Source organism: Natrononativus amylolyticus, from assembly GCF_024362525.1.
GTDB classification, from domain to species: Archaea; Halobacteriota; Halobacteria; order Halobacteriales; family Natrialbaceae; genus Natrononativus; species Natrononativus amylolyticus.
In genome coordinates, this window is sequence record NZ_CP101458.1 from 2,080,706 (window position 1) to 2,096,977 (window position 16,272).

Sequence of the window (16,272 nt, forward strand, 5' to 3'; positions counted from 1 at the left end):
CATATCCGCTTCCTCGAATGGGAATCGAACTTCAGTCTTCGTACCGGACGTGCGACTCGAACAGGTTCAACTCAGTGCTGAACACCTGAGTATCGGTCGTAAAGGTGTAGTCGGTGTCTGGCTCGAGAGATTCCTCGGTGAATACGTTCGTCGTCATGTCGATCTGTCTGTCGCCGGTGGTAGACCGAACGACGTATCCCGTGTACCTGTCGGGTTGCGTTAGAACCGGTGCGAAGTCACCATCGGGTAGTCGTAACAGTTCGACCGTGATCGGCGCGGGGAGCTGACTGACGACCTGGAACGTCATTCCGGGACGGTGGTCTATCATGGGAACGAGGAGCTGTTCGTGAGCCATCGATTCTTCGTCGCTCGAGTTCGATCGTTCGTCCGAGCCGGTCGACAGCTCGACGCAGCCGGAGGTCCCGACGACGATCGTCCCCGCGGTGATCGTCCGTCCATCGGTCCGCGATCGGTTTTCCGTCGCGGTTTCGTCCGTCCCGTTTTCGTGGCTGTTGGATGTCATAGGAGTCATCAGTGCTCGCGCCTCCCGTACTCCGCCGAGGCCGATAACGCTTCGCGGGTCAACACACAGTTGTGAGGTGCCGCTCGCACACAGTCGAACGCGAAAAAGTGGTACAGCACCGCTTCGCTATTCGATGTCAACACTGAGGAGGTTCAGCTGCGAACTGAACATCGTCGCGTCCTCCCCGAAGCTTCCGGAGTCATCGCTGCTCAGCGAGACGTCCTGGGAGAAGAGGAACGTGGTAACGCCAGCGTTCTCACCGTCCGTGTCGTATCGGATGACGTGGCCGGTGTAGTCGTCGGGCTGGGAGATCTCGGGCACGGTCTCGTCTTCGAGCTGCAGGACGTTGACCGTCGTACTCGCCTCGAGCTGGGCGACAACATCGAAGTCCTGGCCCGGGTGGAAGTCGTACGAGAACACGAGTCCTCGACCGTCGTCTTGAACCATTTTTAGTTACCTCCGTTATCTTCGTCTTCCGGTTCGTCTTCCGGCTCATCTTCCGGTTCGTCTTCCGGCTCGTCTTCCGGTTCGTCTTCTGGCTCTTCGTCGTCCGTGTCGTCGGCAGCTTCGCCGTTGATCGACGAACTGAGGAGATTCAGCTGAGAGCTGAACATCGACGCGTCTTCACCGAGCGTTCCCGTGTCACCGCTGCTCAGCGAGACGTCCTGGGAGAAGAGGAACGTGGTAACGCCGGCACCGTCCCCGCCCATGTCGTAACGGATGACGTGGCCGTTGTAGTTGTCGGGCTGGGAGATCTCGGGCACGGTCTCGTCGTCGAGCTGCAGGACGTTGACCGTCGTACTCGCCTCGAGTGACGCAACGACCGTAAAGTCCTGACCTGGGTGGAAGTCGTACGAGAACACCAGCGCCCGACCCGACTCCTGGGCAGCCACGTTGCCGGTGGTAGCCGTAGAGCCGAGTGCAACGGCGGTTGCTGCGACTGCTCCCTTCTTCATAAACGTCCGTCTCGAATCGCCTGTAGTTTCCTGATCGCTCATTTTCTCACGCCCCTCTTGGGGCGCATGACTCTTGCCCAGATAGTCGAATAAACGCAGCCGACCGTTTCGTCTGGTATTAATTAATTTAATAAGGTGGTTAAATTCAGCGGATGATACGTTTTGACGGCCGTTTCTTCACCCTCGTTCACGAAATCTATAGCGGCAATATGGCTGCCAGCTTCCACGTGTCCAACTGTGTTCTACTTTGGTTCTAGCACCGACTCGACTTCTGTTAGCTCACCTGAAACTCCGCTTCGTTGGTGAAAACCGCAGTTGAATCGTTTCTGATGGGGAGTAAACCCTGTTCACATCGACCGGAAAAAGTGGAGACTGCTCGTCCGATATTCGGTAGACGATAGTGATCAGTACAATTTTGATATTGATCCGTGCGTTCCAGCTGTAACAGTTAGGGCGTCCTGTGCAATGCTGATTTTCGACTCCGCGTACGCGAGTGAATACGGAGACGTTCACCGTTCGACTGAGACCGGTTTAACAACAGAGGTCTTCTCAAAAAACGGTGTGGTAACCGACCGTACCAACCCCGTGTCTGTTGCCGTAGCGACAGTCAATCTTGTCGAGAGTACGTCACGAATCATCCTTGCCGACCGTCACGGGAGATGACTACAGAACCGCCAAAGCGGCGGAATTAGCTCACTTGTGTACCCGAACCCTGCCCGAGCACCTATATTCTCACTGACGTTCTCGAAAACGGACACTGAAACGGCGCAGCACCGTCGAGAAATCGCATGATACGATGCAACAGTAGCGGACCTTATTGGTTCCTTCGCGCGACGAGGACAACTCATGCCCTCGAGTCATAACCGTTCGGACGAGCGGTTCGGTGGTGTTCGACGACGGCGCTTCGTCCAGGCGATCGCGGCGACAGGTCTCGCTTCGGGCGTCAGTACCCGCTCGCTGGCCCAACAGGACGACGAAGAGAACGGCTACACACTGCCGAGTAGTCGCCCCGGTACGGTCTGGGATTTCCCGGCGGGGAACTACGAGCAGCTGTATCTCGATCAAAAGCGCCTGTCCCTGGAGGTACTGTTAGCCGATCCCGAGGTCCACGAAATCGTCGAAGACATGATCGTGAGCTTCGAGGCCTACGAGCCACACACCAACGACCTCGATGCGGTGAGCATCCAGGGATGCCCAGACGTCGAAGTCGAGGGTGGAATCGACGATGGGGGGTTCGACGTGACGTTCGTAGACAGGCAAGTCGCGTTTGGGCTCGTCGATCGAGGAGCGGACAACCTCATTGCGCTGACGATCACCGAACCCGTGGACGTTTCCTGGACAGTGACCGAGGGAGAAGAGTACGATGGGGCGCTACTCCAGCGAGTACTCGACGATACCACCGTTCAGGCGTTTCTCGACGATAACGACTGGTATCCGTCGACGGTAGATCCTGGGCAGATTACATCCGCCCGCGGAATAGAACACGGCGACGTTACCCCGGTCGTGTTATCCGTTATCGAGAGCGACACCGTCGCCGCGGTCGTCGCTTACGTGCGCGAGCGGGAAGACGACGTAGGAAACGTGATCGACGTCAGGTACGTCGAGCGGTTCGTGGAAACCCCGATGCACGAACGGGCCGCCGCCATCGAACCGGCGGACGAAACGGTACTAGAAGAAGTTCCATCGGTTCCGCTCGAGCAACGGCCCCTGGAAACGGCTGACGACGGTGAGCCACAGCTCGACGAACCACCCGAGAGCTTCGAGGCAGCAAACTGGAGTATCGAATGGGAGTACCCGGAACACCACGGCGTCGAGATTACGGCGTCGTACATGGGGACCCCGGTGTTCGAGAACATCTCATCGCCGGTTACGTTCGTCGGCTACGGTATCGGAGAACGAGGCGACGAAAGCACGTTAGAATGGTTTTTCCCGGACAACAGCCCGGTATTCGGCGGCGAGATGCTACGGTGGGACGTCCACAGTTCGGACTTCGGCGGTCCCGAACCACTCGGCTTACTCGAGTACCCGGAACGAGATGGGCTTCCGGACGGGTTCGGACTCACGAGCCAGTATCGTACCGGGAGCGTCGACCCAGCGTCTCGAGATCACCACTCCGGGCAACGCTTCGGCCAGACCAATCACGAGATAACATACATATTCTGGGAGGATGGGACGGTCATTCCCGTCTGGAAGAGACACGGTCCGGGATTCGTCACCGAGTACGAGGATTCCGATTCGGAGACCGTCGAGCGCTGCGTCGCTGCGTTCACCATGGAGATTACGCCCGGAGTAGACAGGGACGTAGCGGTCGAAGTGTACGACGGCGACGAGTGGATTTGGCAAGAGGAAGAGTTCTATCAGGAAGGGGGACCGGGAATTGCCGTGCGGTTCTCGAACATGGATGGGGAAGAGACCGTCGAAATCCCCATTGAGGAGGACATGGAAGCCGTCCTCACCAGTCGTGGGCCTCGAGAGATTCCAGTCCAGAGCCGTCTCGACGATCCGGCGATCGAAACCGGGTTCTATCACCCTGCACAGTACGTCGGAAACGAGGGAATCGTGGGTGATCGAACGGTTTTCTGGCTGTTGTTAGAGTCGCCCACTAGTGAGGTCCCACAACCCGCCGGAGCCGCATCGTTCGTGGCACATACGGAAATGTACGTGTACGGATACTGACTACGCGAACCACTCGATTGAGGCCCTCTCACGCTGAAGGCGGGTTTGAGTCTCACATAGACTGATACTCTTCTTTCCAGTCGCCCGGTTCTTCTCCGTCGATCTCCCTCTTTTCGCTCGTCGCCTGTGAGGTCACTGACTCTCACGACGTCCTGGACAGTGAGTGTGAACGGATACGTCGCTCGAGTTCGTTCCGACCGACTTCCTCGAGCAATCGCTCGCGGTTCAGCTAACCCACCTCGAAGAGAAGGCTGGTGCGTTGCCCGTCCCAGAGGCGCGGCGGGAGAAAGATAGATGCGTTCGAGTGGGACCGCCGAGAATTGAACTCGGGTCCTACGGACCCCATCCGCAGAGGATACCACTACCCCACGGTCCCGCACGTTGGACGACGGCGGTGCGAGTGTTAAGCGTGTCGTTTCACTCCCGGGATGCGAGCAGTTCACCCTCGTCACGAACCGCCAGACTGTAGACCGGATCGTTCTCGTAGACGACCGGCGAGCGGCGTCCGAGAACGTACCCGTCGTGGTCGGTCGACAGCGTCTCGAGGACGTCTCCGTGCGGCGATACTACCGCGGCGAGTTCCTCGCCGGCAGCGAACGACTCGCCGGCCGCCAGGCGGTGTCGACAGACCCCCGCCCGCGGCGTCTGCGGGCCAACGAAGCGCCGAACCGGGAAGTCGACGGGCGACTCGAGCGGCGGCGCATCGCGTTCGATCCGTTCGGGGACGGCCTCGAGCATATCCAGGTGGACCATCGCGCGGTACGCCGCGGCGACGCCGGCCGCCCGATACGCCTCCTCGACGGCGTCGTGACCGCCGAGTTCGAGGGTGAGCGCTGGAATACCGGCCTCGTTTAACACCGCGCCCGCAGTCGAGCGGTGGAGGTTGCGGTCGGCGTACTCGTCGGAGGGGTACTCCGTGACGATCGGAACTTCCGTCGCTTCGGCGAGAGACTCGAGCCGTGCGGCCAGCTCTCGGGCCTCGTCTTCGTCGCGACGGCGGCCGTAGAGCACCCGATCGCGAATGACGAACGGCACCGATCCCGCCTGCGCCGTGTGGAGGTCGAGCAGCGCGTCCGCGGAGTCGACGATCTCGTCGTACAGCCGTTCGTCGATCAGCTCCTGCACCCGCCGGCGAGTCGGCGACTCCGTATCGGCGGTCGGAAAGTAGCGGTTGGGGTCGTCGCCGTGGTAGTAGGAGGTGCGCTCGACACGGCGGATTCCGGCGGGGTTGCACATCGGAACGCAGACCACGGTGCCGCACAGTCCCTCGGGCACGCCCTCTGCGAGAACGTCCTGGGCGGCCGCGATCCCCGTCATCTCGTTGCCGTGGACGCCGCCAGTTATCCACAGCGTCGGGCCGTCTTCCTCGCCGCGTGCGAGGACGACGGGCAGCCGCTCGACTCCGCCGGTCGGCAGATCGGTCACCTCGAGGTACCCCTCCGTGCGCTCGCCCGCGCCGACGCTCGCGGTTCCAACAGTGAGAGTCATACCGCTCCTCTCGAGAGCAGCGTCGAAAACCCCACGGGTTCAGCCGCGTCCTCCACCGCGCGTTCTGCGCTCGCGTAGAGCTGGCTCCGCGAGGTCAGTCGAACAGCGGCGCCGGTTCACCGTTCGGACCCGAGACCGTGCCCGAAAACTCGACGGGGTCCCCGATCCCGGCCTCGCAGTCGTCCGCGAGCCGCGCCAGCACGCGCGCCTCGCCGAGGTCGACTACCGCCACCCGATACCCGCCGTCGAACCCCTCGGGCGCGACCGCGACCGTCGTTTCGGTGTACACCGTCCCCTCGGTCGGAAGCGAAACCGTCTCGAGGTCGCGCGCGCCACAGCGTCCGCAGGCGGCCTTCGGTGCAGCCGTCTCGTGGCCGCAGTCGGGACAGCGCTGGCCGCGAAGGTCGCCGTCCTCGAGAGCGGCCGCCCACTCGTCGTAGCGGAGCAGATCGCCGGTTTCGTCACCAGAAGCGGTCATTGGGCGACCTCCAGAACCGAGACGACCGTCGTCGCGGCGTCGCCCCCCAAGTTGTGTGCGAGCCCGATCTCGGCATCCGCGACCTGTCGGTCTCCCGCGTCGCCCCGGAGCTGTTCGGTGAGCTCGACCAGCTGGGCGACCCCTGTCGCACCGATCGGGTGGCCCTTGGCCTTCAGCCCGCCGCTGGGGTTGACCGGAATCCTGCCACCGAGGGCGGTCGTGCCCTCGACGGCCGCCCGGCCACCCTCGCCGTCTTCGACGAAGCCGAGCGCCTCGATCGCGAGCACCTCAGCGCCGGTAAAACAGTCGTGAACCTCCGCGACGTCGACGTCGCTCGCCTCGATTCCCGCCTCCTCGTAGGCTTGCGTCGCGGCGTCGCGGGCCGACTGCGTCGCCGTCGGGTCGACCTTGTCCGAAAGCGGAACCACGTCCGTCGCGTGGCCGACCCCCGCGACCGACACCGACGGGCGCGCCTCCGAAAGCGAGGCGGCCGCTTCCTCGCTCGCGACGAGGACCGCCGCCGCCCCGTCGGAGAACGGACAGCAGTCCATGAGCCGGAACGGGGAGGCGACGATCGGCCCCTCGAGGATGTCCTCGACGGTCGTCTCCGTGCCGAACTGCGCCCGCGGGTTCATCGTCCCGTGGCGGTGGTTCTTCACCGCGACCGCGGCGAGGTCCTCCTCGGTCGTCCCGTGTTCGTGCATGTGCCGGGTCGTCAGCAGGCCGAAAACGCCCGGAAACGAGAGGCCCGTCGGCTGCTCGTACTGGCGGTGGGCCGCGCTCGCGAACACCGACGTCATTTCGGGTGTCTCGAGGCCCGTCACCGGGGTACAGCGCTCGACCCCGCCCACGAGGACGACGTCGTGCTGGCCGGCCTCGACGGCCCGCACCGCGTGTTTGAACGCGTTCGAGGAGGTCGCACAGGCGTCCTCGTAGCGCTGGCAGGGCACCCCCGCGACGCCGACGTGTGTCGCGAGCGTCGGTGCGAGGTGCGTGTCGCGTTCGGTCTGCCCGCCCATCGCGTTCCCCAGGTAGAAGGCGTCGATCGCGTCCGTCTCGAGGCCGGCGTCGTCGACGGCCGCGAACGCCGCCTCGGCGAACAGCTCCGCCAGCGGCCGGTCGTGGACGCCGAAGTCGGTCATCCCGACGCCGACGATCCGTGCGGTTGTCATGACCGACCGAACACGGTCCTCGATGAAAAACGATTGGAAACCAGCGGGAACCGGCGACGGGTTCTTCGGCCGAGCGCGGGCCACGACCCTCACCGGAAGCCATGATTTCTCCGCACTGCGACGAAATCGGTCCTACACCAGCACCCGCTCGAGGTCGACGACCGTCCCCTCGTTCGCGTCGGGATCGCCGACCATCCTCCCCAGGCAGACGGCGGCTCCATCCTCCGTGTAACAGGCGACCAGCGCCCCCCGCTCGACGTCGTCGGCTGCGATGACGCCCGGCGCGTACACCGGGGCCCCTTCGGCGACCTCGCGTGCGGCGCTCTCGGCGATCGTCACCGACGGGAGTCCCTCGAGGATTCGCTCGCCCGGCGAAACGACCTCGTAGAGGAGGTCGGGATCGTCGTCCTCGAGCCAGAACGCCAGCGCGTCGAACAGTTCGGAGGCAGTGTGCAGCGTCGAGTCGTCGAACGGTTCGGTCGCCGTCCGCCGGAGGTGACCCATGTGCGCGCCCGTTCCGAGCGCCAGTCCGAGGTCGTGACACAGCTTTCGGACGTAGGTGCCGCTCTCACACCGGATGCGGAGGAGCGCCTGGCGGTCGGTCGTCTCGAGCACCGAGAGATCGTATATCTCGCGTACGCGCAGGCGTCGGGAGACCGCGCTCTTTCGGGGCGGTTTCTGGTAGATCGGTCCCTCGAACTCCGCGGCGACGGACCCGACGTCGGCGGGAACCGGTCCGTGGCACTCGAGGACGGCGACGTACTCCTTTTCGCCCTCGAGAAATGCCGGCGCGAGGCGTGTCGCCTTCCCGAGCATGACAGGGAGACAGCCAGTCACCTTCGGATCCAGCGTCCCCGCGTGGGCGGCCTTCTCGATCCGCGTCTCGCCTCCAGCGTCGGCGAGCGCGTCGTCGACGGCGTCGCGAAGCCAGCCGCTGACCTGGTGGGAGGACGGTCCCGGCGGTTTGTCGAGATTGACGACGCCGAACGCGAGTAGTTCGGCCGGCGAACGTTCCTCGGGTGGGCCGCGCAGACTCATCAGAACTCGTAGTCGATCGTCGTCGGCGCTTTCCCCTCGTCACCCGTCGCGTCGTACTCCTCGACGGCAGTCACGAGCATGTCGAGGACGGCTTCGGGCTCCCACCGGGCCGTGTTCACCGACAGATCGTAGATCTTCAGGTCCTCGATGTCGATCCCGTAGTACTCGTCGTAGCGCAGCGCCTCGCTGGCTTCCCTGGCGCGGGTCTCCTCGGTCGCCCGCTCGGGATCTTTCCCCTCGCGCTCGGCGATCCGTTCGCCGCGGACCGTGGGCGGCGCGTCGAGCCAGAAGCGGAAGTCGGCGTGCTCACCCGCCAGCCAGCCGGCCAGGCGGGACTCGAGCACCAGATCGTCCCGGTCGACCGCGATCTCGTGCAGCCGTCGGTCGAGGTCGCGGTCGATCTGGTCGTTCTCCTCTGCGAGTTTGTTGAACTCGAGGGGGGTGTAGCCGCGCTCGTCGGCGAGTTCCCGAAAGATGTCGCCGCCGCTCACGTGCTCGAGATCGAAGGTGTCGGCCAGCAGCGCCGCAGTCGTACTCTTTCCGCTGCCCGGTGGGCCGGAAACAGTCAGTAACATAGTCGAACTGCGACCGGGCGGGTAAAATGGGTTTTGAATCGACCGAGCGGGATCAGGCGCTCGAGGGCGTCATGTCGATGTTGAGCGATTTTCGCAGCAGTTGCGTAAAGCCCATCGAGCAGAGGAAGTACCAGACGATCCAGGCCGGCATCGGGCCGAGCAGCCCGCTTCGCCAGGTGACCTCGCCGGCGATGGGCATGACGACCGTCTCGTCGCCGGTCGGCCCGCCGTGGATCTTCCAGTACATCCAGAGGAACAGCGGGATGGTGAACAGCATGATCCAGACCATCGGCCGGAACTGCTCTTTGAACATCCCGAGGTTCTCGGCCATCGCCTCCATCTGCTCCTCCTGGACCCGCTGCATCTCGTTGTCGAGACGCTCGAGTTCGGCCTCGCTGGCCCCGCGCTCCTCGGCTTCCTTCTTGCGCTCCTGGACGTCGCTTCGCTTGTTCTGCATCGCCTTCATCCGCTCCTGGTACTTCCCGATGCGATCCATGTTCATCAGGTTCGCCTGGAGCAGCGTCGAGTACAGGCCGGTGAGCATCGCGACCACCAGGATCACCGCGTAAAACGGCAGGGCGGCGTCGAGCGGCCCCAGAAAGAGGTTGAGCGCGCCGCCGACGACGTCCCGCACGGACTCGAGCCAGTAGCCGATCATCAACAACACCGACCCGACGGCGGCCATCTTGTCCCACTGGGACCACTTCGATGCCTCCTCGTCGATGTCGACGTCGGGGACATCGGTGTCGCCGTCGCCGTCCAAGGCCTCGTCGTAGGCCTCCCGGTCGGCGATCTCGAAGCCTTCGGCGCCGTCGACCAGCACGCCCTTCTCGATCAACCGCCCCCACTGTCCGCTCGTCAGATCGTCGCGGACGTCGGCCCACTCGACTTCGCCGCCGTTTCTGTCGGCTTCGGCGCGAACGGACTCGAGGGCCTCGGCCATCGAGGCGTCCTCCCGGACGAGGGCGTCGATTTTCTCCGCTGTACGCGTCATCTGAGTTGTGCTAGGTCACGTCCGGTATACAAGTGTTTATCTTCGGGTTCCTCCGCGGCGCGTTCGGAGCCGGCTCCCACCACATATCGTGTATAAAATATATCCAAACGATATATTAGGCTCGAGCGGAATGGTCTCCTAGATGAACTCGAGCGAACGCATTGGTGATAGCGAATGACAGGGGGCTCGAGGGGGCAGAGTGCGGTTCTGGGAATCGTTTTGCTGATAGGGATCGTTGCAATCGGGAGTATTGGTCTGCTAGTTGTTGCTGGTGAGGCTACATCAGAAATCCAACATCAGAGTGAAAACGATCGCGTTGAACAAGCGTTCGTGGAACTGAGTACGACGCTGACCACCGCGTCAAGCAACGACGACGTTACACACGAGATTGATCTCGCCGCAGGAGAGAGTGGCGCGATAGCGAAAGAAGACACCGGCTGGATTCGCATCGAATCCGAGGGGATCGAAGACATAAACCACACGATCGGGACGATAGAGTACGAAGGCCACGATGGAACCAAGATTGCATACGAAGCAGGAGGCGTTTTCCGCGAAACCGGCGACGAAACCCGGGTCGTGTCGGGACCACCGATCCACTACGAAAGTACCACGCAGACGTTTACGATGCCGGTGACGACCGTTACTGGTGACGAACGACTCGGCTCGGGCGACGTTACGATATCCAAATATGAAACGAACGTACATTCCGAGGCGAGGATCGTCGAAGACGAAAGCGTAAACGTCGTGATTAAAAGCGAGTACTGGCGAGGGTGGAAAAACTACTTCCAGAACCAGGCCGGTGACACGTCCGTTCGAGGCGTCGAACATCTCGAGGGAGATGCGGCGAAAGTAACGGTCCGTATCGGTTATTTCGAACTCGAGGAAGCGTTTGGGACCGGAGTAGCGTACTCAAGTGAATTCGGAAGCCAGGGTAACGTTCCGATCGGCGAGGAGGATTATGAGAAGGCGTCGTTCCCGGAGTTAGATGAAGTTATCTACGAGATGGTAGAGGACTTCGAGAACGGCGAGGATGTGCAAAACTGGGACGAGGTGGCTGGTGAAGAGACGCTGGCCGATGGCGCGTATTTCGCAGACGAAATATACTTGGAAGAGGACCTCGCGTTTGATCTCTCGGATGGTAGTGTAACGCTCGTCGTCGATGGTGATATCCACCTCGACAGTGCGTTAACAGCTAAAAACTGGGAAGATACAGATAATGAATTGAAGATATACACGACCGGGAATCTAGTTATCGATCACGGGGAAGTATATCCGGAAACAGAGAAAAGCGGCACGAACTCAGAACGTATCCAGTTGTATGGGACATCCGAAACGAAAGTTGCCTTCTTAGAGGGCGGTGAGCCGAGTTTCGAGGGAGTCATATACGTAGCAAGCGACGAGTGGGACGCAGACTCCCATCCCATCGGAGGTAATCACTGTGGTGATGGGGAGTATCAGGTGTGTGCACGATCAAATCCCAACTTCACCGGGGCATTGATCGCAAACTCTGTTTTCTTCCAGGGCGGTGAGGGAAGTATCGACTTCGAGTACGATACCGGCCTCGAGGATGCAGACATCGATCTTTACCCCGAGGAATACGAACTCCCGCCACAGCTAACGTACCTCAATATTGCTCACCACGAGATCGAAGTCAGGAACAAGTAACGGTTACGCCGCGTCTTCGATCGTCACCTTCACGTCCTCCCACACTTCGTCCGGCGCCTGCTCACCGTCAACGCGCTCGAGGCTCCCCTCCTCCTCATAATACTCGATAACCGGCTCCGTGTTCTCGCGATACACCCGGAGCCGTTCCTTCACGGTGTCCTCGGCGTCGTCCTCGCGCTGAACTAACCGATCCTCAACCTCCGCGTCTTCCGGCGGGTTGTACTCGAGGTGGTAGATGTCGCCCGTCTCGGGGTCCATCCGGCGGCCGGTGAGTCGGTGGACGAGTTCGTCCTCGCTCACGTCGAGGTAGAGCACCACGTCGAGATCCGTCATCCCCTCGAGTTCCTCGGCCTGCTCTAAGTTCCGCGGGTAGCCGTCGAGGACGAAGCCGTCGCTCTGTGAGAGGGCCTCGTCGACGATGGCGTTGACGACCTCGTCGGGGACGAGTTCGCCCGCGTCCATGTACTCGCCGGGGGTGTCGTACTCGAGGCCCAGGTCGGAGATGTCCATCTCCTTGTTCGAGCGCAGCGCGTCGCCGGTCGTAACGTGCTCGACGTCGAAGTGGTCGGCGATCTTCGCGCTCTGCGTGCCTTTCCCCGCTCCGGGTGCCCCGAGGATCAAAATTCGTGGCTGTGCCATAGTCGGCCGTTCGCCGGCGTCGCATAAAGGCTTAAAGAATGGCGCACATCCCTCCGACTATGACGCGATTCGACGCGAGCGAGCCCGCCGAACGGCGAAGCCTGTTCGTCGACGCCATCACCGCCCACCGCAATCGAGGCAGCCAGTTTCTGACTATCGAGGTGGACGAGCGCGCGCTCGAGGGCGAGAGCGCCCCCGACCCCGACCTCGGAGTGCCGTGGCTCCAGTTCGCCGACGGCGTGGTGAACCTCGACTGCACCGACGGTGAACTCGAGGAGCTGAAGGCGCTGCTCGGCTCGTTCCCGGCGTTCAAGATCGACGAGATCACGCGCCCCGAGAGCGCCGACGGGAACAACGTCCGCGTGAGCGCGAAGGCCGATCCGAACCGGATCGCCCAGTTCCTCGACGCGGTGTTCCGCGAGGTGTACGGACTCCCCGAAGAGTTTCGGGCGTGGGTCGTCGCCGTCTAGGGCGATTCCCGGTCGTCTTCGAGCAGGACGATGGCGTTCTCGCGACCGACACGTACCTTCTCGATGAGCCCGTCGTCTTCCATCTGCGAGAGGAGGCGGCTCACCTTCGATTTCGACCAGTCGCCGCGCTCGATGAACTCCTTCTGGGGCAGTTCGCCGCCGGCTTCGCGCAACCACCGGCACACTCGCTCTTCGTCGGAGAGCCCTCGTTCGGCTCGGCCGTCAGCGTCCGACCGAGACGATAGCCCGTCACGATCGGGTGCCGCGTCGTCGGACTCGCCACTTCTCGCGAGCCAGTAGGCGGCGACCAGCGCGAGGAGCACGACCAGTGCGCCGACGAGAACGAGTGAGACCGGGTCTCCAGCGACGAGCGAGTAACCGACGGTCGGTGACGTTTCGGACACGGTCAGACGGGGCTGTGTTCCCAACCAGGCGGGCGATTACCCGATGGTGAGGTCGCCGCCTCCGTCCTCCTGGCCTTCGTCCCACTCGAGTTCGAACTCGATGCTGAGTTCGCCCGGACCCCCCGAACTCGAGGTTTCGCGTTCGGCTTTGACCTCGAACGTCGGCCGGGTCGGGGGCGTGAGGGTGACCGACTCCGACCCGGACTCGAGGGCGATCTCGCCGCCGGAGTCGAGCGTGTCGGCGACAGTCCGCAGGTAATCGGCGATTTCCGCGCTGTCCATCCGTCGTTCGAATTTGAAAAGTACCTCCTCGGGCATACCGTATCGTACGGCGGCGCCGATATAGAACCTACCGCTCGAGCCGACGCGGGCGGGCAGCGTCGGCGGTGTGCTCTCACCGGTTTCGCCTCGCTTATGATGCCTCGGAAAGTTTCCCCGGGTATGAAACTGTACTTCGAGTCGGCGACGGGACGGGCTCACAGGACACACACAGTGGTCCGTCGAACGGGGTGACAGAAATGAGTGATTGGAGCGAGACGACGGTGAGCACGGGCCAGTCCGTATCCCGTTGGTGGCGGGGAGACACCCTTCGGGGGAAGGGGCGATGAGCGACGAAGAACTCGCCAAGGACCTCGGGCTGCTGTCGGCGCTGACGATCGGGATCGGGACGATGATCGGAGCCGGTATCTTCGTTCTTCCGGGCGTTGCCGCCCAGGAGGCCGGACCGGTCGTCGTCGTTTCGTTCATTCTGGGGGGAATGATCGCGATGGTAAACGCCCTCTCGGTGAGCGAACTCGGGACGGCGATGCCGAAGGCGGGCGGTGCCTACTACTACATCAATCGCGCGCTCGGTCCGCTGTTCGGGTCGATCTCGGGGATGGGTGACTGGATCGGGCTGGCGTTCGCCAGCGCGTTCTACTGCATCGGTTTCGGGGGGTATCTCGCAGACCTCCTCGACGGCACCGTCGTCTCGGTCCCCGGTATCGGCACCGTCGCACTGTTACCGACGGTCGCCCTCGGACCGCTGGTTCTCAACGAGATTCAGATCGGGGCGATCCTCGCCGGCGTCATCTTCGTCGGCGTCAACTACATCGGCGCGAAAGAGACCGGCGGCATTCAAACGGTGATCGTCACGCTCTTACTCGGCATTCTGACGATCTTCGCCGTCGTCGGGTTCTTCTCGTTCGACTGGGGGACCGTCACGGCCGACGGCGGCCTGGCTCCCGAGGGAACGGGTGCGATCCTCCCCGGCGCTGCGCTGGTGTTCGTCTCTTACCTCGGCTACGCGAAGATCGCGACCGTCGGAGAGGAACTCAAGGACCCCGGGCGAAACCTCCCGATCGCGATCGTCGGCAGCGTCGCCATCGTGATGGTCATCTACACGATCCTCGTCAGCCTCCTGATGGGGCTGGTCCCGCAGAGCGACTTCTTCCTCGAGCACGTCGAGAACGCGCCGATGTCGTACGCCGCCGAGACCGTCTTCGACTACCAGCTCGACGTCGGCGGCCTCGACGTCCCGATCCTCGGCGTCGGTGTCACCTCGATCACCCTCGCCGCGTTGCTGGCGACGGCCTCGAGCGCGAACGCCTCGATCCTCGCCTCCGCGCGGATCAACTTCGCGATGGGACGAGACAAGATCGTCACCGACTGGCTCAACGAGATCCACCCCCGATTCGCGACGCCGTACCGGTCGATCGCGATCACCGGGCTGATGATCGTCGTCTTCATCGTCGCGCTCGGCGCCGACGTCGAGGTGCTGGCGAAGGCCGCGAGCGTGCTCCACCTCGTCGTCTACGCGCTGATCAACGCCGCGTTGATCGTCTTTCGGGAGACTGAGTTTCCCGATTACGACCCCGATTTCCGGGTGCCGCTGTACCCGATCACGCCGATCATGGGGATCGTCCTCTCGCTCGGGTTGATCGCGTTCATGCAGCGAATCGAGATCGTCCTGAGTATCGGGTTCGTCATCTTTGCGATCGTCTGGTACTTCGTCTACGCCCGAAACAAGACTGATCGGCAGGGGCTGCTCGCCAACTACGTCCTCGAGCGCTCCGAGGAGATGCCCGACTCCGCGGTCAACGCCGTCAGCGCTGTCCAGCCCCAGGGAAGCGCCGGACCCAGGGTGATGGTCGCGCTCTCGAACCCGCGGACGGAGCGGGCACTCATCACGCTGGGAAGCGCTCTCGCCCGCGCGAAAGGGGGGTCCGTACTGGCGACGCACATCGTTCAGGTGCCGGACCAGACGCCGCTCCAGAAGGGGGCCGAGCACATCGATCAGCTGAGTTCGGAGTCCGAGCGACTCCTCGAGAGCGCCCGTAGCAGTGCGGAGACGTTCGGCGTCGACGTCGAGACGAAGACGATCGTCTCCCACCGATCGTTCGAGGAGGTCTTCGACGCGGCGAGCACGCACGACGTGGACGCGGTCGTGATGGGGTGGGGCGGCTCGAGCCTCGGCGAGGGCCGGATCGAGCGCCCCCTCGACGAACTCACCCACGATCTGCCGTGTGATTTCCTCGTCCTCGACGGGAAGTCGATCGACGCCTCGCGGATCCTCGTGCCGACCGCCGGCGGCGACGACTCCGACGTTAGCGCCGAGGTTGCCCGAGCGCTCAGCGCGGAGTACGACGGCGAGGTGAGCCTGCTCCACGTCGTCGACGACAGCGATCAGCGGGCCGAGGGCGAGGCGTTCATCCGGGACTGGGCGGCGGATCACGGCCTCGAGGACGCGTCGATTATCGTCGACGACACCGGCGACGTCGAGGGGGCAATCGAGCGCGCCGCGGCCGACCACTCGATGGTGATCATCGGCGCGACCCGCCGCGGACTGCTGTCGCGGCTCGTCCGGGGATCGCTCGTCTTCGGCGTCATCGACCGACTCGAGGTACCCGTGTTGCTCGCGGAGAAGCGCGCGTCCCGGTCGCTGCGCGAGCGCGTTCTGGGACGACGGGACGAGTGATCGGACGAGCGAACTGTTTTTTGCGGTCGTCGGCTCGAACGGTTCGTAACGGTCGGCTAACACTGTGTGGAGCCGACACGACGGCGGTGGAAGAACGATAGAGAAAAGGTCGGTCGGTCGAAGGCCTAGACGAAGGACCACGAGTACCGGGAGTCGACGGCGCCCGTCCCATCCACGCCGCTGATCGCCGCCCTGTGGAAGTCAGCGGGCGAGACGGAAGCCGTGGGCCGTTTCCAAA

General features: G+C 63.0%; 16 protein-coding genes and 1 tRNA gene. 4 read left to right on the forward strand and 13 right to left on the reverse strand.

Annotated elements, in window-relative coordinates:
* Positions 1–31: 31 nt before the first annotated feature.
* From NMQ11_RS10965 to NMQ11_RS10975, 3 genes are all read right to left on the reverse strand, one after another.
* Entirely contained in the window at positions 32–523 is a 492-nt protein-coding gene (locus NMQ11_RS10965) for a hypothetical protein (RefSeq protein WP_255168059.1), read from the reverse strand.
* Positions 524–649: 126 nt separating this feature from the next.
* Positions 650–970, reverse strand: coding sequence for a hypothetical protein (locus NMQ11_RS10970; RefSeq protein WP_255168061.1), 321 nt, complete (start codon positions 968–970; stop codon positions 650–652).
* A gap of 2 nt (positions 971–972) precedes the next feature.
* Entirely contained in the window at positions 973–1,521 is a 549-nt protein-coding gene (locus NMQ11_RS10975; protein WP_255168063.1) for a twin-arginine translocation signal domain-containing protein, read from the reverse strand.
* Between the two features lie 1,083 nt (positions 1,522–2,604).
* Here NMQ11_RS10975 and NMQ11_RS10980 point away from each other — a divergent pair.
* The gene (locus tag NMQ11_RS10980) at positions 2,605–4,155 is read left to right on the forward strand and encodes a hypothetical protein (RefSeq protein WP_255168065.1); all 1,551 of its coding nucleotides are present in this window, start codon (positions 2,605–2,607) and stop codon (positions 4,153–4,155) included.
* A 305-nt stretch (positions 4,156–4,460) separates the two neighbouring features.
* Here the strand turns inward: NMQ11_RS10980 and NMQ11_RS10985 are convergent.
* From NMQ11_RS10985 to NMQ11_RS11015, 7 genes are all read right to left on the reverse strand, one after another.
* Positions 4,461–4,531, reverse strand: a tRNA-Pro gene (locus tag NMQ11_RS10985).
* Between the two features lie 41 nt (positions 4,532–4,572).
* Entirely contained in the window at positions 4,573–5,643 is a 1,071-nt protein-coding gene (locus NMQ11_RS10990; protein WP_255168066.1) for a succinylglutamate desuccinylase/aspartoacylase family protein, read from the reverse strand.
* A 94-nt stretch (positions 5,644–5,737) separates the two neighbouring features.
* The gene (locus NMQ11_RS10995; protein ID WP_255168068.1) at positions 5,738–6,121 is read right to left on the reverse strand and encodes a Zn-ribbon domain-containing OB-fold protein; all 384 of its coding nucleotides are present in this window, start codon (positions 6,119–6,121) and stop codon (positions 5,738–5,740) included.
* Positions 6,118–7,293 (reverse strand): thiolase domain-containing protein, encoded by a 1,176-nt coding sequence (locus tag NMQ11_RS11000; RefSeq protein WP_255168070.1) that lies wholly within the window; start codon positions 7,291–7,293, stop codon positions 6,118–6,120. Before NMQ11_RS11000 ends, NMQ11_RS10995 begins: the two co-directional genes overlap by 4 nt.
* A 132-nt stretch (positions 7,294–7,425) precedes the next feature.
* Positions 7,426–8,331 carry an RNA-guided pseudouridylation complex pseudouridine synthase subunit Cbf5 gene (locus NMQ11_RS11005; protein ID WP_255168072.1) on the reverse strand — a complete coding sequence of 302 codons (906 nt, stop codon included), beginning with the start codon at positions 8,329–8,331 and terminating at the stop codon, positions 7,426–7,428.
* The gene (cmk, locus tag NMQ11_RS11010) at positions 8,331–8,906 is read right to left on the reverse strand and encodes a (d)CMP kinase (RefSeq protein ID WP_255168073.1); all 576 of its coding nucleotides are present in this window, start codon (positions 8,904–8,906) and stop codon (positions 8,331–8,333) included. The genes NMQ11_RS11005 and cmk overlap by 1 nt, the downstream gene beginning before the upstream one ends.
* Positions 8,907–8,958: 52 nt before the next feature.
* Positions 8,959–9,900, reverse strand: a complete 942-nt coding sequence (locus NMQ11_RS11015; RefSeq protein WP_255168075.1) for a DUF106 domain-containing protein — start codon at positions 9,898–9,900, stop codon at positions 8,959–8,961.
* Positions 9,901–10,074: 174 nt separating this feature from the next.
* Between NMQ11_RS11015 and NMQ11_RS11020 the strand changes: the two genes are divergently transcribed.
* Positions 10,075–11,565: a DUF7289 family protein gene (locus NMQ11_RS11020; RefSeq protein WP_255168077.1), complete on the forward strand. Its 1,491-nt coding sequence runs from the start codon at positions 10,075–10,077 to the stop codon at positions 11,563–11,565.
* Between the two features lie 3 nt (positions 11,566–11,568).
* Here NMQ11_RS11020 and NMQ11_RS11025 read toward each other — a convergent pair whose 3' ends face one another.
* A complete protein-coding gene (locus NMQ11_RS11025; protein WP_255168079.1) occupies positions 11,569–12,204 on the reverse strand; it encodes an adenylate kinase in 636 nt (211 codons plus the stop codon).
* A 59-nt stretch (positions 12,205–12,263) separates the two neighbouring features.
* Here NMQ11_RS11025 and NMQ11_RS11030 point away from each other — a divergent pair, with 59 nt between their 5' ends.
* Positions 12,264–12,674 (forward strand): DUF7975 family protein, encoded by a 411-nt coding sequence (locus NMQ11_RS11030; RefSeq protein WP_255168081.1) that lies wholly within the window; start codon positions 12,264–12,266, stop codon positions 12,672–12,674.
* Here the strand turns inward: NMQ11_RS11030 and NMQ11_RS11035 are convergent.
* Entirely contained in the window at positions 12,671–13,078 is a 408-nt protein-coding gene (locus NMQ11_RS11035) for a helix-turn-helix transcriptional regulator (RefSeq protein WP_255168083.1), read from the reverse strand. The two genes, NMQ11_RS11030 and NMQ11_RS11035, sit on opposite strands and share 4 nt — an antisense overlap.
* A 36-nt stretch (positions 13,079–13,114) precedes the next feature.
* Complete coding sequence (locus NMQ11_RS11040) at positions 13,115–13,396, reverse strand: amphi-Trp domain-containing protein (protein WP_255168085.1); 282 nt, start codon at positions 13,394–13,396, stop codon at positions 13,115–13,117.
* A gap of 286 nt (positions 13,397–13,682) precedes the next feature.
* Here NMQ11_RS11040 and NMQ11_RS11045 point away from each other — a divergent pair, with 286 nt between their 5' ends.
* Positions 13,683–16,034, forward strand: coding sequence for an amino acid permease (locus NMQ11_RS11045; protein ID WP_255168086.1), 2,352 nt, complete (start codon positions 13,683–13,685; stop codon positions 16,032–16,034).
* Positions 16,035–16,272: the final 238 nt, after the last annotated feature.

Bases quoted from the DNA above. Each gene is read 5' to 3' on its own strand.
- cmk (WP_255168073.1), bottom strand. From the start codon at position 8,906: ATGTTACTGACTGTTTCCGGCCCACCGGGCAGCGGAAAGAGTACGACT.
- NMQ11_RS11000 (WP_255168070.1), bottom strand. From the start codon at position 7,293: ATGACAACCGCACGGATCGTCGGCGTCGGGATGACCGACTTCGGCGTC.
- NMQ11_RS11030 (WP_255168081.1), top strand. From the start codon at position 12,264: ATGACGCGATTCGACGCGAGCGAGCCCGCCGAACGGCGAAGCCTGTTC.
- NMQ11_RS11020 (WP_255168077.1), top strand. From the start codon at position 10,075: ATGACAGGGGGCTCGAGGGGGCAGAGTGCGGTTCTGGGAATCGTTTTG.
- NMQ11_RS10990 (WP_255168066.1), bottom strand. From the start codon at position 5,643: ATGACTCTCACTGTTGGAACCGCGAGCGTCGGCGCGGGCGAGCGCACG.
- NMQ11_RS10980 (WP_255168065.1), top strand. From the start codon at position 2,605: ATGATCGTGAGCTTCGAGGCCTACGAGCCACACACCAACGACCTCGAT.
- NMQ11_RS11005 (WP_255168072.1), bottom strand. From the start codon at position 8,331: ATGAGTCTGCGCGGCCCACCCGAGGAACGTTCGCCGGCCGAACTACTC.
- NMQ11_RS10995 (WP_255168068.1), bottom strand. From the start codon at position 6,121: ATGACCGCTTCTGGTGACGAAACCGGCGATCTGCTCCGCTACGACGAG.
- NMQ11_RS10965 (WP_255168059.1), bottom strand. From the start codon at position 523: ATGACATCCAACAGCCACGAAAACGGGACGGACGAAACCGCGACGGAA.
- NMQ11_RS11025 (WP_255168079.1), bottom strand. From the start codon at position 12,204: ATGGCACAGCCACGAATTTTGATCCTCGGGGCACCCGGAGCGGGGAAA.
- NMQ11_RS10970 (WP_255168061.1), bottom strand. From the start codon at position 970: ATGGTTCAAGACGACGGTCGAGGACTCGTGTTCTCGTACGACTTCCAC.
- NMQ11_RS10975 (WP_255168063.1), bottom strand. From the start codon at position 1,521: ATGAGCGATCAGGAAACTACAGGCGATTCGAGACGGACGTTTATGAAG.
- NMQ11_RS11015 (WP_255168075.1), bottom strand. From the start codon at position 9,900: ATGACGCGTACAGCGGAGAAAATCGACGCCCTCGTCCGGGAGGACGCC.
- NMQ11_RS11040 (WP_255168085.1), bottom strand. From the start codon at position 13,396: ATGCCCGAGGAGGTACTTTTCAAATTCGAACGACGGATGGACAGCGCG.
- NMQ11_RS11045 (WP_255168086.1), top strand. From the start codon at position 13,683: ATGAGCGACGAAGAACTCGCCAAGGACCTCGGGCTGCTGTCGGCGCTG.